At 39.0% G+C, this 15,800-nt stretch carries 12 protein-coding genes, 1 pseudogene and 1 other annotated feature; of the genes and pseudogenes, 12 read left to right on the top strand and 1 reads right to left on the bottom strand.

The genetic code is table 11. The features are described 5' to 3' along the window. Positions 1 to 14: 14 nt before the first annotated feature. Positions 15 to 1,310: a replication-associated recombination protein A gene (locus EHR_RS06345; protein WP_010720886.1), complete on the bottom strand. Its 1,296-nt coding sequence runs from the start codon at positions 1,308 to 1,310 to the stop codon at positions 15 to 17. Positions 1,311 to 1,574: 264 nt separating this feature from the next. On the opposite strand from EHR_RS06345, the gene EHR_RS06350 reads away from it, so the two are divergent. The 12 genes and pseudogenes from EHR_RS06350 to EHR_RS06405 all read left to right on the top strand — a co-directional run bounded on the left by EHR_RS06350 (position 1,575) and on the right by EHR_RS06405 (position 15,697). Beyond that, on the top strand, positions 1,575 to 2,084 hold the full coding sequence (locus EHR_RS06350; RefSeq protein WP_010737081.1) for a DinB family protein: 510 nt from the start codon (positions 1,575 to 1,577) through the stop codon (positions 2,082 to 2,084). A 224-nt stretch (positions 2,085 to 2,308) separates the two neighbouring features. Further along, on the top strand, positions 2,309 to 2,950 hold the full coding sequence (locus EHR_RS06355) for a DNA-3-methyladenine glycosylase (protein WP_010737082.1): 642 nt from the start codon (positions 2,309 to 2,311) through the stop codon (positions 2,948 to 2,950). After that, a complete protein-coding gene (locus tag EHR_RS06360; protein ID WP_010737083.1) occupies positions 2,947 to 3,435 on the top strand; it encodes a DUF3013 family protein in 489 nt (162 codons plus the stop codon). Before EHR_RS06355 ends, EHR_RS06360 begins: the two co-directional genes overlap by 4 nt. A 12-nt stretch (positions 3,436 to 3,447) precedes the next feature. Beyond that, positions 3,448 to 4,394, top strand: a pseudogene (prmA, locus tag EHR_RS06365) (50S ribosomal protein L11 methyltransferase). After that, a complete protein-coding gene (locus EHR_RS06370) occupies positions 4,395 to 5,147 on the top strand; it encodes a 16S rRNA (uracil(1498)-N(3))-methyltransferase (RefSeq protein WP_010737085.1) in 753 nt (250 codons plus the stop codon). 206 nt (positions 5,148 to 5,353) lie between these two features. Continuing rightward, complete coding sequence (locus EHR_RS06375) at positions 5,354 to 7,567, top strand: RelA/SpoT family protein (protein WP_010720880.1); 2,214 nt, start codon at positions 5,354 to 5,356, stop codon at positions 7,565 to 7,567. An 11-nt stretch (positions 7,568 to 7,578) separates the two neighbouring features. After that, entirely contained in the window at positions 7,579 to 8,025 is a 447-nt protein-coding gene (dtd, locus tag EHR_RS06380; protein ID WP_010737086.1) for a D-aminoacyl-tRNA deacylase, read from the top strand. Positions 8,026 to 8,331: 306 nt separating this feature from the next. Beyond that, positions 8,332 to 9,591 (top strand): cytochrome P450, encoded by a 1,260-nt coding sequence (locus EHR_RS06385; RefSeq protein ID WP_010737087.1) that lies wholly within the window; start codon positions 8,332 to 8,334, stop codon positions 9,589 to 9,591. A gap of 306 nt (positions 9,592 to 9,897) precedes the next feature. Beyond that, positions 9,898 to 10,845: an aldo/keto reductase gene (locus EHR_RS06390; protein WP_010737088.1), complete on the top strand. Its 948-nt coding sequence runs from the start codon at positions 9,898 to 9,900 to the stop codon at positions 10,843 to 10,845. A 189-nt stretch (positions 10,846 to 11,034) separates the two neighbouring features. Beyond that, positions 11,035 to 11,244: a binding site (T-box leader), on the top strand. 55 nt (positions 11,245 to 11,299) lie between these two features. Beyond that, positions 11,300 to 12,592 (top strand): histidine--tRNA ligase, encoded by a 1,293-nt coding sequence (gene hisS / locus EHR_RS06395; RefSeq protein WP_010737089.1) that lies wholly within the window; start codon positions 11,300 to 11,302, stop codon positions 12,590 to 12,592. A gap of 14 nt (positions 12,593 to 12,606) precedes the next feature. Next, complete coding sequence (gene aspS, locus EHR_RS06400; protein ID WP_010737090.1) at positions 12,607 to 14,373, top strand: aspartate--tRNA ligase; 1,767 nt, start codon at positions 12,607 to 12,609, stop codon at positions 14,371 to 14,373. Positions 14,374 to 14,821: 448 nt separating this feature from the next. Further along, positions 14,822 to 15,697 (top strand): YitT family protein, encoded by an 876-nt coding sequence (locus EHR_RS06405; protein WP_010737091.1) that lies wholly within the window; start codon positions 14,822 to 14,824, stop codon positions 15,695 to 15,697. Positions 15,698 to 15,800 lie beyond the last annotated feature (103 nt).

Raw genomic sequence — 15,800 nt, forward strand, 5'->3', positions numbered from 1 at the left:
ATGGAAAATCAAGTCTATGTCGTTGGCTTATTGCCTCCTGATTTTTTCCATTCTTTGATTCGCTGATATTGTTGCCCAAGGGCTTGTTCATATTTTCCTGTAGTCTTCGGATGATAATAAGACGCTTGTTTTAATTTGTCGGGTAAATATTGTTGGTTCACCCAGGCTTGATCAAAATTGTGAGGGTATTGATAACCAATCCCACGATTCAATGCCTTGGCTCCTTGGTAATGACTGTCTCGTAAATGATCGGGCACTTCGCCAGCGTTGCCTGAGCGGATATCAGCAATCGCTTCATCTAAAGCGGCATAAGCAGAATTTGATTTAGGAGAGAGACAAAGATCAACTACGGCATCTGCTAAAGGAATCCTTGCTTCGGGAAGTCCTAGACGTTCAGCAGCTAAGACAGCATTGACAGTTCTAGCTGCGGCAGCAGGATTTCCTAGACCGATATCTTCATAACCAATCACCATCAAGCGCCGACAGATACTTGCCAGATCACCAGCCTCAACTAAGCGGGCTAGATAATGAAGTGCTGCATCAACATCGCTTCCTCGGATCGATTTTTGAAATGCTGAAATCACGTCATAGTGAGCATCTCCATCTTTATCATGAGTAAGTGCTTTTCGTTGGATACATTCTTCAACGATCGTTAGCGTTAAGTGAATGATCCCCTGTTCATTTGGCTCGGTCGAACGAGCCGCTAATTCCAAGCCGTTGAGTGTGCTTCGAAGATCGCCGTTCGTTGCCCGTGATAGATGAAGCAAAGCGTTTTCGTCTAATTCAATAGCTAGATTACCAAGCCCACGCTCTTTATCACTTAGAGCTGATCGAACCGCTTGCTGGATATCTAATTCGTTTAAGGGTTTTACTTCAAAAATCTGTGTTCGACTGCGAATAGCAGGATTAATCGTGATATAGGGGTTTTCAGTTGTTGCGCCAATCATGATGATCCGTCCATTTTCCAGATGAGGGAGCAAAAAATCTTGTTTCGTTTTATCAAGACGATGGATTTCATCAAGTAAGAGAATGACAGTGCCACTCATCTTGGCTTCTTCGGCAACTACTTGTAAGTCTTTCTTGGAATCAGTTGCTGCATTGAGCATGCGAAAGGCAAATTTGGTTGAGCCAGCAATCGCACTAGCAATACTGGTTTTACCAGTTCCTGGTGGACCATATAAAATCATGGAAGACAGCATTTTGGCATCAACCATTCGTCGAATAATTTTTCCTTCACCAACTAAATGTTCTTGTCCTACGACTTCATCGATCGTTCGTGGACGCATCCGATAAGCTAAAGGTTGCTGCATAAAACGGCCTCCTTTTTTTATTTTTCGTTCGTTAATTATACCATACATTAGGACAATCCACTTTATGGTAACGCTAATTTAGAACGCCGTAAACCGTAAAGTGAAAGGAAACGAGTTTACTCATATTCAGGCTAAGTTTAATAGGGAGGATCCTTATTGAAAGGACTGGGGGACTTTTAAAATAAAGCACCAGCTTCCTCGTTTATTCTGATTTGAGGTAAAATAAAGGGAGTGAAGACATAGATGGCTTGGAGGAGGAGAAAAATGAAAGCGACACGATTATTGAGTGAAACATTGTTACGAGCACAAGAACGGTTTGAAGAAACGTTAGACCAGCTAGATGTAGCAGAAGCAAATACGATGCCGGCACCTTTGATCAAATCAGTAACTTGGCTGATCTGGCATACTGCTCGAGAATTAGACCTTCAAATATCCGATTTGAAAAATAGTGAACCACTGTGGTTTAGTCAAGACTGGTCTGGAAAATTTGCATTAGATCTGCCTGATGATACGCAAGATTGGCAACACACACCTGCGGAAGCAAAAAAAGTCGTCGTAACAGACAAAAAACTACTTACAGATTATTTAGCTAATAGTGTTTCATTGACGATTGAGTACTTGGAACAAGTGGATGAAGGAACACTTGATGAAGTCATTGATTCCAACTGGACACCTCCTGTCACACGTGAAGATCGTCTCGTGTCGATCATTGATGATGCAGTGATGCATTCTGGTCAGGGGATCTATACTCGCCGACTGGTGATCGGTAAATAATGAATGCTAAACCTTGTTCTGGTTTGAACGGTCTATGTAAAATCCTATAAAAGGCTGTGACAGAAGTGTCTAGTTCTGAAAAATAAGCCGGAGAATCCGAAGATAGTTCTTCCTATTTTTGGGATTTTTCGGCTATTCTTATCTGCCTGTCTATTACTGTAGGTTTTTCTTGGTTTCCATAGCTTATGCTTTCAATATTGTGTATGATAAGGGTGGTGAATAAAATGACAAATAAAGAGCAATTAGATGAACTTTTATTGAATAAAACAACACCCGAAGTTGCCAGAGATCTTTTAGGGATGTATTTAGAATATGTTACGCCAACTGGTACCGTTGGTGGTTACATCGTTGATGCAGAGGCATATCTTGGTCCAGAAGATGAAGCGGCTCATAGTTTTGGGATGCGCAGAACCCCACGAGTGGCAGCGATGTATGAAAAGCCAGGAACGATTTATCTTTATACGATGCACACCCACCGTATTTTAAATATTATTACGCAACCTGAAGGGATTCCACAAGGGGTAATGATCCGTGCGATCGAGCCTGCAACTGGTGTGGCTCAAATGAGCATTAACAGAGGCGGGAAGACTGGTCCTGATATTAGTAACGGTCCCGGAAAATTGGTAGCGGCATTAGGATTACCACAAGAACTTTATGGACAATCGATTTTAGACAGTCCGTTGCATTTTGTTTTTGAAAAAACAAAAATACCTAAGAAAATCATGGCTTTGCCAAGGATCGGTATTCCTAACAAAGGAGAATGGACGGACAAACCATTACGTTTTGTGGTGGCTGGAAATCCATATCTATCATTACAAAGAAAGAACCTGGTGGAGGAAGACTGGGGTTGGAGGAAGAGAAAATGAAAAAAACAAACTTACTTGACTACTTAGACAAAACAATCGAAAAAACGATCACTGATTATGATGTGGCATTAGACTGGGATACGAAAAACCATACGATTGAAATCATTGTCCGACTATTTGCAGAAAATAAAGCGCATTTGGAAATCGATGATGCCCAAGGTGTAGTTTCCGAAGAAGAAATCATTGAATTTGAAGATGGTATTTTATTGTTCAATCCACAAAAATCCCATTTTGATGAAAAAGATTATCTAGCGGTTATTCCTTATGAAGGGAAGAAAGGGATAGCCAAATCGGTCATTGATGCATTGATTGAGTATATGAACGAAGTATTAGCGCAAGGGCAAAGTGATCTCTTAGATTTTCTTGATGCAGATGATGAAACGGCAGTGTTTGAGTTGAATTGGGACAATCAACAGTTAGCAAAACTAGTCGAAGAAAAACAGCAAAATGAGACGGACGTCTATTTGCCTTATCCAAGTTATTAAGGAGTGAATGTCATGAAATGGAATGAAGTAAAAGTTGAAACCGCCAGTGAAGCAGTGGAAGCTGTGGCTAATATACTAATGGAAGCAGGAGCAAGCGGTGTTGCGATTGAAGATGCTTTAGACGTTGAAAATTTCAAGTCTGATCAATATGGGGAAATCTTGAATAAAGAAGATTTTACTTCATTAACAGAAGGCGCACTGGTGATGGCTTATTTCCCTGAAACGATTTTTTTACCAGAAATTTTGCCTTTTATCAAAGACCGTGTAGCCCAACTCCCAGAATTTGGCTTGGCGATCGGTAAAAATATCATCACCGTTAGTGAAGTGGAAGAAAGCAACTGGGCAACTGCTTGGAAAAAGTATTATCACCCAGTACGGATCACCAGAATGTTAACGATCGTGCCTAGTTGGGAAGCGTATCAAACAAGTGATCCATTAGAAAAGATCATTACATTAGATCCTGGAATGGCATTTGGAACAGGGACACATCCAACTACCTCTTTAACATTGCAAGCATTAGAAACGGTATTGCGTGGTGGAGAAACACTTTTAGATGTAGGAACTGGTTCAGGCGTCTTAAGTATCGCAGCGAAATATTTAGGTGCTAAAGAGGTTTATGCTTATGACCTTGATGAAGTGGCTGTTCGTGCAGCGAAAGAAAATATGGATATGAATGAAGTAGCCAAAGATGTTCACGTAGCTGCTAATGATTTATTGAACGGCATCACAATCGAAAGTGATGTTATCGTGGCGAACATCTTAGCAGATATTATTTTGTTGATGATCCCTGATGCTTGGCGCTTATTAAAACAAACGGGGCGCCTGATCGTATCTGGTATCATTGAAGAAAAAAACAAATGGTCATTGACGCCATGAAAGAACAGGGCTTTGTCGTTGATCAAATTTTCCAACAAAAAGATTGGTATGCAATTATCTTGAAAAAGCCTGAGGTGGAATAAATGCAACGTTACTTTTTAGAAGAGGCGTATCAACCAAATACACGCTTCGAACTTTCGGGAGAGGCATTTCATCATATCGTACGGGTCATGCGCATGGCGCCAAAAGATCAAGTCTATTTAGCATTCAACGATCAAGTATCGATTCGTGCGGAGATCACAGAAATCAGTGAAGATACCGTTTATTTGAGCGAGCTTGAAAAAGAAAAAAGCCAAAAGGAATTACCCAATAACATCACGATTGCCAGTGGTTATCCAAAAGGGGATAAACTAGACTGGATCGTTCAAAAAGGAACAGAATTAGGTGCGCATGGATTTATTGGCTTTCCAGCTAAAACATCTATTGTAAAATGGGATGCGAAAAAAAGAAACAAACGTCAAGAACGTTTGAACAAAATTGCTCAAGAAGCAGCTGAACAATCTCATAGACAGATTGCGCCCCAAGTGGAATTATTGGAAAGTCAGCAAGCTCTTTTTGATCGACTATCTGCTTATGATGTGTTGTTGATTGCTTATGAAGAGTCAGCAAAACAAGGAGAACTAGCCAATTTAGCTAAGGTATTCCAAGAACTCACTGATGGTAGTCGGATTTTAGCCATTTTTGGTCCTGAAGGAGGTCTTGCTCCTGAAGAAGTTGAAGCCTTTGTTGAAAAAGGTGGAATCTTATGTGGATTAGGACCACGGATTTTACGTACGGAGACGGCACCTCTTTATCTTTTAAGTGCGGCAAGTTATCAGTGGGAGCTCACTCACTGATAATAACTGAATAAAATCAGGAAAAATTGAAAAAATTCCGAACAATCTGTATAATAAAAACAATTATTTTATTGTAAACAACGGATGACATCAAATGAATGGTGTGCATGAGTTTGTTTCTAGTTATGTTATAAAAAAGAAGAATGGTTTTTAATATTATTCGGAGCAACAGCTGTTGTTCGTAACCTTTGAAAGGGGGATGTTCCATGCCAAAAGAAGAATTATTGACAGGTCCTGGAGTGATTAAATTGGTTAGCCAATACATGGGACCTGATCATGTAGCATTTGTTCAAAAAGCTTGCGATTATGCAACGGCTGCTCACGATGGCCAGTTTCGTAAATCAGGCGAACCATACATTATCCATCCTATCCAAGTTGCTGGGATCTTAGCTGATTTAAGAATGGACCCCCATACTGTTGCAACTGGTTTTTTGCATGATGTTGTAGAAGACACCGACGTTACTTTGGATGATTTGAAAGAAGAATTTGGTCCAGACGTTGCAATGTTAGTTGACGGTGTAACGAAACTAGGGAAAATCAAATACAAATCACATGAAGAACAATTAGCAGAAAATCATCGAAAGATGTTATTAGCTATGGCGCAAGATTTACGTGTAATTATGGTGAAATTAGCTGATCGACTACATAACATGCGTACGCTAAAACATCTTCGTGAAGATAAACAACGTCGAATCGCCCAAGAAACTTTAGAAATTTATGCACCATTAGCTCATCGCTTGGGGATCAGTCGAATCAAATGGGAATTAGAAGATACTGCACTTCGCTATCTCAATCCTAAACAATATTATCGAATCGTGCATTTGATGCAAACGAAACGAGAAGAACGAGAAAAATATGTCAACGCCACAGTCGAAGATATTCGTCTAGCAACAGAAGAACTAGATATCTATGCAGAAATCTATGGACGTCCTAAACACATTTATTCCATTTATCGGAAAATGAAAGACCAAAAGAAACAATTCAATGAAATCTATGATTTACTCGCAATACGGGTAATCGTTGACTCTATCAAGGATTGTTATGCTGTTTTAGGAGCAATCCATACCAAATGGAAACCAATGCCAGGGCGGTTTAAAGATTATATTGCTATGCCTAAAGCAAATATGTATCAATCCTTGCATACAACAGTCATTGGACCAGCTGGAAATCCGGTAGAGATCCAGATACGAACTCAAGAAATGCACGAAATCGCCGAGTTCGGGGTGGCTGCACATTGGGCATACAAAGAAGGTAAAAATGATAAGGTCGAACCAGATGGTATCACGAAACAATTAAGCTGGTTCCACGAAATCATTGAACTACAAGATGAAAGTTATGATGCTTCAGAATTTATGGAAGGTGTCAAAGGAGATATCTTTAGTGATAAGGTCTATGTTTTCACTCCTAAAGGGGACGTGACAGAACTGCCAAAAGGTTCTGGACCTTTAGATTTTGCTTATAGTATCCATACAGACATTGGAAATAAAACAACGGGTGCCAAAATCAACGGCAAAATGGTTCAATTAGATTATAAGTTGAAAAATGGAGACATCATTGAGATTTTGACTTCACCTAATTCGTTTGGTCCAAGTCGAGATTGGTTGAAATTAGTTGCTACGAGTAAAGCTCGCAATAAAATCAAACGTTTCTTCAAAGCGCAAGACAGAGAAGAAAATATCATCAAAGGACATGAAGCAATCACAAAATGTATCATCGATCTAGGCTTTGCACCAAAAGAAATTTTAGCAAAAAGTAAGCTGCAAGATGCTTTAGAAAAGCTGAATTATCAAACGGAAGATGATATGTATGCAGCTGTGGGTTATGGTGAAGTCAGTGCATTGACGATGGCGAACCGTTTGACTGAAAAAGAAAGAAAAGAACAAAAGATCGAGCAACAAAAACAAGAAGCTGAAGAAATCATGAACCAACCGAAAAAAGAACCGGAAAAAATGAAGGTTCGCCATGAAGGTGGTGTCGTGATTCAAGGTGTCGATAACTTGTTGATTCGGATCAGTCGTTGCTGTAACCCGATCCCTGGAGATGATATCGTGGGTTATATCACTAAAGGAAGAGGAATCTCAATTCACCGAAGAGACTGTCCGAATGTCCAAGTAGACAAGCCGAATGTGGCAGAACGTCTGATTGAAGTCGAATGGGAAGATACCTCGAATACTAGAAAAGAATATGATGCTGATCTGGAAATTTATGGTTATAATCGTTCCGGCATGTTAAATGATGTCTTACAAACGGTAAATACCATGACTAAAAACTTAAACAGCGTGGAAGCGAGAACCAACAAAGACAAAATGGCAACGATCCATTTAACAGTAGGGATCCAAAATCTTGCTCACCTAAAGAGCATCGTGGATAAAATCAAAGCTGTACCAGATGTGTATAGCGTGCGACGAACCAATGGTTAGGAGGAAAACACGTGAGAGCTGTTGTCCAGCGAGTAAGTAAAGCTTCAGTGACGATCGCTCAACAAGAAGTTGGGAAGATCGATCAAGGGCTGGTTATTTTACTAGGTATTCATGAAAAAGATACGCAAGATGATGTTGATTATTTAGTAAAAAAAATTGCACAAATGCGTATTTTTGAAGATGAACAAGGAAAAATGAACCGTAGTGTAGAAGATGTCGAAGGACAAATTTTGAGTGTGTCCCAATTTACGCTGTTTGCAGATACTAAAAAAGGAAATCGTCCAAGTTTCATCTCAGCAGCTCGTCCCGAAACAGCTATTCCACTATACGAGGCTTTTAATGAAGGGATTAGAAATAGAGGGATTACCGTAGCAACCGGCCAATTTGGAGCTGACATGGCAGTATCTTTGATCAATGACGGTCCGGTTACTATCATTATTGATTCTCAAAATAAATAAGAGATGCTAGTATATTCATAATTGATTGAAATAAGATGAGCAGGACTCGTCAATTTCTTTAACCGATCCTCAGAGATTCGCACAAGCGATGAATCTTTGAGTGATCGGTTTTTTGTGTGCCTACTCGAAAAGTGTCATACAGATGGGGGAACCTATTTTTTAAGGAAAAAAGAGTGATTTTAGAGGAGAAATAGTTCTAAAATCGAGTCCATTTGGTCTTTTTGGTTTTAGAACACTTTTTTTGTCAGCTATCTAAAAAAAGATAAGCTAATAATAGATGAAGTGTTCTATTGGAGGAGATAAAAGATGAAAGAGGTACCAGTAGTCGATATAAAGATAACCGAGATTAAAAAAAGATATGAGCAAGGTTATCACTTGTTAGAGGAATTACGTAAAGAGGCAAATGCGCCAGTAGTGAAAGCAAAAATCTTCAATAAAGAAGCGATTGTGATCTATGGAAAAGAAGCCGCTCAAATTTTTTATGATCCAAGGAATTTCAAACGAAAAGGAGCAATGCCTAAATTAGTATTAAAAACGTTGTTTGGGAAAGATGGTGTTCAAACACTAGACGGTGCCCAACACCATCATCGCAAATCGATTTTTATGGATTTGATGACACCGGAAAGAATGGATACGTACCATCAAATTTTAGAAAAAAATTTGTCTCAAGCGTTAAACGAACAACATGGACAATTTGAATTATTTGATTTAAGTAAACAAGTACTATTTACTTCGATTTGTGAATGGTCAGGAATCAACTTAGCAGAATTGACCGATGAAGAAATCAATCAGTTCGCTGATTACCAAATTTCTATGATCAGTGGGACATTTACGTCGCCAATCGATCATATCAAAGGGGTTGAAAATCGTAAAAAATCTGAACAATGGGCTCAAAGGTTGATTGAGGATGCACGAGCAAACCCTGTTCCAGGTAAAGAAGATGTCGCTTTATATGCTTTTGCCCAAGCAACTGATCTTGATGGTAATTTGTTGCCAATCGAAGTGGCTGCGGTGGAATTGCTCAATATTATTCGACCAACTGTAGCATTGACAGTCTGGGCAGCTTTGATGGGACATGCTTTATTCAGTCGACCAGACTTAAAACAGCAGTTAAAAAATGACTTTACAGAATTTCAAGATCCGTTTATTCAGGAAATGCGTCGTTACTATCCATTTTTCCCAATGTTGCCAGCAATTGCTTTAAAAGATGTGTCAGTTGACGGCTATCTTATTCCTAAAGATAGTTGGGTTATTTTGGATCTATACGGGACGAATCATGATGAGCGTACAATCGATGCGCCAGATTCATTCATGATCAAACGTTATTTAGGGAAAGCAAAAGATCTTTCTTACGAAGAGGAATATGAGATGATTGCTCAAGGTGGAGGAGACTTTCGACAAATGCATCGCTGTGCAGGAGAATGGATCACTTTACACAGTTTACGGGTCTTTTCTGACCAATTAGTCAATCATTATGAATTTTCAGTACCTGAACAAGATTGGACGATCCCTAGTAATCAATTTCCAACTTATCCTAATAGTCGTGTACTCTTATATAAAGAATAGTGCGTAGAAAATAAAAAGTCTGAAATATAAATCTCATTCTGTAGCGCCCCCCAAAAAAAGTTAGACTAAAAAAACTAACTTTTGGGGGGCGCTTTATTTTTTATTCTAAAGCAAGTAAACGGTGTTCAAGAAGCAACTCCTCAGCAATAAGCGATGATTTTCTAAAATATGAGAAGCTATTTTAAAAAATCCTCTCTTATTCGCTCGGAGCTGATCGCTTCTTTCACAACCTCTTGTTTCAAAAGTTCTTTTAGTTTAGCTTTTTTTCTTTTTGTTTTAGACTAAAGAAAAAAGGAGGAATTGCGAATGGCAGAAATAAGAATTGGACATTCACAAGTTTACGCTGAACAACTTGGCTTAGGAGCGAATGCGATCGGTGGTCATAATCTTTTTGCTAACTTAAAAGATGAAACTGGGAAAGAAGTTGTACGAACCGCTTTGCAAAACGGCATCAATTTAATTGATACTGCTTATGCTTATGGAAATGGACGTTCAGAAGAACTGATCGGTGAAGTCCTGCAAGAAAATGAATTTGATCGTTCACGGGTGATCATTGCCACTAAAGCTGCCCATGTTCCTGGACAAAAAGGGGTATTCAATAATTCACCAGAATTTTTGACCCGTTCTGTAGAAGAAGCACTCCGACGTTTACAAACTGATTATATTGATATTTTTTATATCCATTTTCCAGATAAAGAAACGCCAAAAAATGAAGCAGTCGCTGCGTTGCACAAACTAAAAGAAGCAGGGAAGATCCGTGCAATCGGAGTCTCTAATTTTTCAATGACTCAACTGAAAGAAGCAAATCAAGATGGCTATGTTGATGTTGTTGAAGATAAATTTAGTTTGATCCATCGTGAAGCTGAAAAAGAACGTTGGCCTTATCTTGAACAACATAACATTAGTTTCGTCCCTTATTTTCCACTTGCTTCCGGCTTGTTAACGGGAAAATATCATTTAAATAGTCTTCAAAGTATGGCTCCAGATGACCCTCGTAAGAAGAATCCGGATTTTCAAGGAGAGAGGTTTGAAAAAATCATTCAGGCTGTCGAACAACTTGCACCGATTGCGAAAAACAATCAAGCTAGTATTGCTCAACTCGTTTTAGCTTGGTATATGAAAAATCCACGGATTTCTGTCGTGATACCTGGAGCGAAAAAACCGGAACAAGTTAGAGATAATGCTCGTGCATTAGATATTCATTTATCGTCCACTGATTACCATACCATTGATCAACTCTTTAAAGATTTTTAGAAAAATACAGAGAAGGTCGTGACAGAAGAAGTTAGCTCTGAAAAAATGAGCGTGTGCTGGAATGAAGGATGCTAGTAATTAAGGAGATGTTTCATTCAGTTAGTCGGTTAGCACCTTATTAATTCTCAGTTGATTTACAGATTTTTCTTGACTTTACGCCTTGTTTTTAGTAGGTTATAGGTAATATTGAAAATATCAATGAAAGAGCGAGTAAGTTTCTGAAGCTTTACAAGAGAGGATCATCAAGGCTGAAAATGATCTAAAGTTTTAGGTTCTAAAAGACACTCTGGAGATGGACGAGTGAAAAGCCGTCCCGTGTACGAGCGTTAATCGTTAGAGGAAAGAGCAATCTTTCAAAAATAGGTGGTACCGTGTATGAATTAGTCATTCACCCTTGTTCGTAATGAATAAGGGTGGATTTTTTTTTACATAGAAAAGTAAAGGGGAGAAAAAAATGAGTTTCCAAAGACCAAAAGGAACAAATGATATTTTACCTGGTGAGTCAGAAAAATGGCAGTTCGTGGAAGAAACAGCGCGTTTATTGTTTAGAGATTATCAATACAATGAAATCCGCACGCCTATTTTTGAACACTATGAAGTCATTTCTCGAAGTGTAGGGGATACAACGGATATCGTGTCAAAAGAAATGTATGATTTCTATGACAAAGGGGAACGCCACATCACTTTACGTCCAGAAGGAACAGCACCGATCGTTCGTTCTTTTGTGGAACATAAATTATTTGGACCAGAATATGCAAAACCTTATAAAACATTTTATATGGGACCAATGTTTCGTTATGAACGCCCTCAAAAAGGTCGTTTACGTCAATTCCATCAAATCGGAGTAGAAGCTTTTGATTCTGACAATCCAGCAACTGACGTGGAAAGTATGGTTATGGCCCTTGATTTCTTTAAACAATTAGGAATCACTCAAATTCGATTAGTGATCAACTCGCTAGGAGATAAAGAAACGCGTCAAGCATATCGTCAAGCATTGATCGACTATCTTTCACCATTTGAAAAAGAGTTGAGTGAAGATTCACAACGTCGTTTGCATGAGAATCCGTTGCGGGTGTTAGATAGTAAAGACAAACGAGATCAAAAGTTTGTTGCTGATGCACCATCGATTTTAGATTTCTTAAGCGAAACAGCACAAAAACATTTTGATATGGTCGTTGCTATGTTGGATGCACTTAATATACCTTACGAAATCGATAGCACGATGGTTCGAGGGTTGGATTACTATACACATACAATCTTTGAGATTATGAGTGATGCACCAAAGATGGGCGCACAAGCGACGATTTGTGCAGGTGGACGTTACGATAATTTGGTTGAAGAACTAGGCGGACCTCAAACACCCGGTTTTGGTTTTGCGATGGGGATCGAACGCTTGCTGTTAACAATGGAAGCAGAAGAAGTCGTGATTCCGGCATTTAATGAATTAGATGCTTATGTCGTGGCTTTAGGCGAAGAAACGAATATCGAAGCATTGAAACTGGTGCAAACGATCCGCAATTTTGGGTTTTCAGCTGATCGTGATTTTATGGATCGTAAAGCAAAAGCACAATTCAAAACGGCTGATAAAGCGAATGCTAAGTTAGTGTTAGTTATTGGCGGAGATGAGCTGGAAAACCAAACGGTCACAGTCAAATCAATGGCTAATAGAAAAGAAAAAAGCTTTAGTTTAACAGAAGTTTATGAACATTTTGATGAAGTCTATGATGAAATGACTTTATTCGAGTAGGAGGAAAAAGAAAAATGGCACAAAGAACAACTTATTGCGGTTTGATTTCAGCAAAAGAACTAGATCAAACTGTTACATTAAAAGGGTGGGTACAAAAGCGAAGAGACCTAGGGGGAGTAATCTTTATTGATTTACGTGACCGAGAAGGAATCGTCCAAATCGTTTTCAATCCTGAGGTCAATAAAGAAGCATGGGAAATCGCGGATAAATGTCGGAGTGAATACGTGATTGAAATCACTGGTGTGGTTCGTAAACGTGAGGAGCTAGCCATCAACCCTAAAATGGTTACTGGTGAATATGAAGTATTCGCAAACGAAATTGTTATCTTGAACAAAGCAAAAACACCACCGTTTTTGATTGAAGACGATCAAACAGTCGGAGACGAGATCCGTATGAAATATCGTTATTTAGATTTGCGTCGTCCAAAAATGACGAAAAATATCAAAATGAGAAATGAAACAACGAAAGCAATCCGTCATTATTTAGATAATAATGATTTCATGGATATCGAAACACCTTATTTAGGAAAATCAACGCCAGAAGGGGCTCGTGACTATCTTGTTCCTTCGCGTGTTTACCCAGGGCACTTCTATGCGTTACCTCAATCACCTCAGTTGTTTAAACAATTATTGATGAACGCAGGGTTTGATCGTTACTACCAAATCGTTCGTTGTTTCCGTGACGAAGATCTTCGTGGTGATCGTCAGCCAGAATTTACTCAAGTAGATATTGAAACGACATTCTTGACGGCAGAAGAAATCCAAGATTATACCGAAGGCTTGATTGCGAAAGTGATGAAAGATGTTCGTGGAATCGACGTTACTTTACCGTTTCCTCGCATGACGTATGACGAAGCAATGAATCGCTACGGTAGTGATAAACCAGATACACGTTTTGAGATGGAGTTGATCGACTTAAGTGAAATCGTCAAAGATGTTGATTTCAAAGTCTTCCAAATGGCTCTTGAAAAAGGTGGCGTCGTCAAAGTTTTAAATGCTAAAAATGCTTCAAGCAACTACTCTCGTAAAGATTTAGATAATCTTGGGCAATACGCTAGCCAATTTGGTGCGAAGGGATTAGCTTGGCTAAAAGTAGAAGAGGACGGCTTGAAAGGTCCAATCGCTAAATTTATGGGAGATGCAACAGAAGCAATCGTTCAAGCGACAAACGCTGAAGTTGGAGACATTTTATTATTTGGTGCGGATACAAAAGAAATCGTAGCTGCAACACTAGGGGCAATCCGTACACGCTTAGGAAAAGAATTAGGCTTAATTGATGAATCAAAATTCAATTTCTTGTGGATCACAGAATGGCCACAATTTGAATATTCTGCAGAAGAAGGACGCTACGTATCCGCTCATCATCCATTTACGATGCCAAAAGAAGAAGATCTTGAACGCTTGAGTACAGATCCAGCTAGTGTCTATGCAGAAGCATATGATATCGTATTGAATGGCTATGAGCTAGGCGGTGGCTCAATCCGGATCCATACTCGTGAAATCCAAGAAAAAGTCTTAGAAACTTTAGGCTTTACGAAGGAACAAATGGAGGAACAATTTGGTTTCCTATTAACTGCATTGGATTATGGGTTCCCACCACATGGCGGTATTGCTCTTGGCTTGGACCGTTTTGTGATGTTACTTGCTGGTGAAGAAAACATTCGTGAAGTTATTGCTTTCCCTAAAAATGGTAGAGCAGCAGATGTCATGAGTGATGCACCAAGTACGGTATCAGATGCCCAATTATTTGACTTGAATATTGATGTAACTAGCATGGATTAAGTTTATTCGTATTGAACAAAAGACTAGTAACTCAATTCCATTGATCGTTTTATAAATAATAAGTACGGGAGTCTGGACTAGGTGTAAAAAGACTCTCGTACTTGTTTATGTTGTCTTGATTTAATTCCAAAACGATTTATAATTAAGCCATAGCGTATAATGTCAGTTGAGTTTTAACCCATATTTTCAATGGATGCTACGTTTAGTGATGCGATAGGCGAAGAATGAATCCTTCTTTTTGGTTAGTGTAATGATGGATCATTATAGAGTAGTCACTGAACGTAATCGTTCGTTCTTTCATTATATACTACGTATCTTTACTCACTATCCAAATTAAAATTAAGAAAGGAAATTCCGGGAAAAGAGAGAAATTGACTTCCAGACAATGATTGTCTCTTCATACGAATTCATATGAAAATTACGAGATCGTAACCGGAAATACAAAGCAATGAAAAAAACTTTCGAAAATTGGGCGCATCATGATTATACGACCAAGCTTTCGGTATCTATCGTTTATGCATTGATTGCATCAGTAGCACTAAACTTTTTTTATCAACCAGGACATATTTATTCAAGCGGAATCACTGGCTTGGCACAAATACTGACTACTTTATCTAAATCGTTGATTGGATTCGAATTACCCGTCTCAACGACTTTATACTTATTGAATATTCCTTTATTTGTTCTTGCTTGGGTGAAAATCGGTAAGAAGTTTACGATTTTTACATTTATCACCGTGACATTGACGTCACTTTGTATCCATATCCTTCCTCTAACGGTTCTTTCAACTGATCCAATCATCTGCGCGATTTTTGGGGGTGCTGTGATGGGGTTAGGGATCGGGTTAGCCTTAAGAAATGGCTTATCCTCAGGTGGTTTGGATATCGTCAGTATCACTATTCGTAAAAAGACAGGAAAATCGATTGGTTCAATTTCGATTTACTTCAATGCATTGATCGTTTTCGTAGCTGGTATCCTTTTTGGCTGGCAATACATGTTTTATAGCGCACTTTCGATCTTTGTCAGTGGGAAAGTAACCGACGTGATGTATACGAAACAAAAGAAAATGCAAGTGATGATCGTAACGAAGCATCCCGAACGAGTAGTCAATGAAATCCAAAACTGTATGCGTCGTGGAATCACGATCATCAATGAGGCAGAAGGAGCTTACAAGCACGATAAACAAACGGTGTTGATGACGATCGTTACACGCTATGAGTTGCCTTTGTTAAGAGAAGCGATGAAAGCTTCTGATCCACAAGCGTTTGTCAGTATCGCCGAAAATGTCCAAATTCTTGGTCGGTTTTATGAAGAGGGCGTTTAGTGCAAGTGCAACTTATTGACAGAAAAAGTGACATATCCAAATAAATGAATCGATCAGTGTGGCTGGAAACAACTTTATTCTACAAATCGTTTGATAAAGTTGG

Origin of the sequence: Enterococcus hirae ATCC 9790, assembly GCF_000271405.2 — a bacterium.
Lineage (GTDB): Bacteria > Bacillota > Bacilli > Lactobacillales > Enterococcaceae > Enterococcus_B > Enterococcus_B hirae.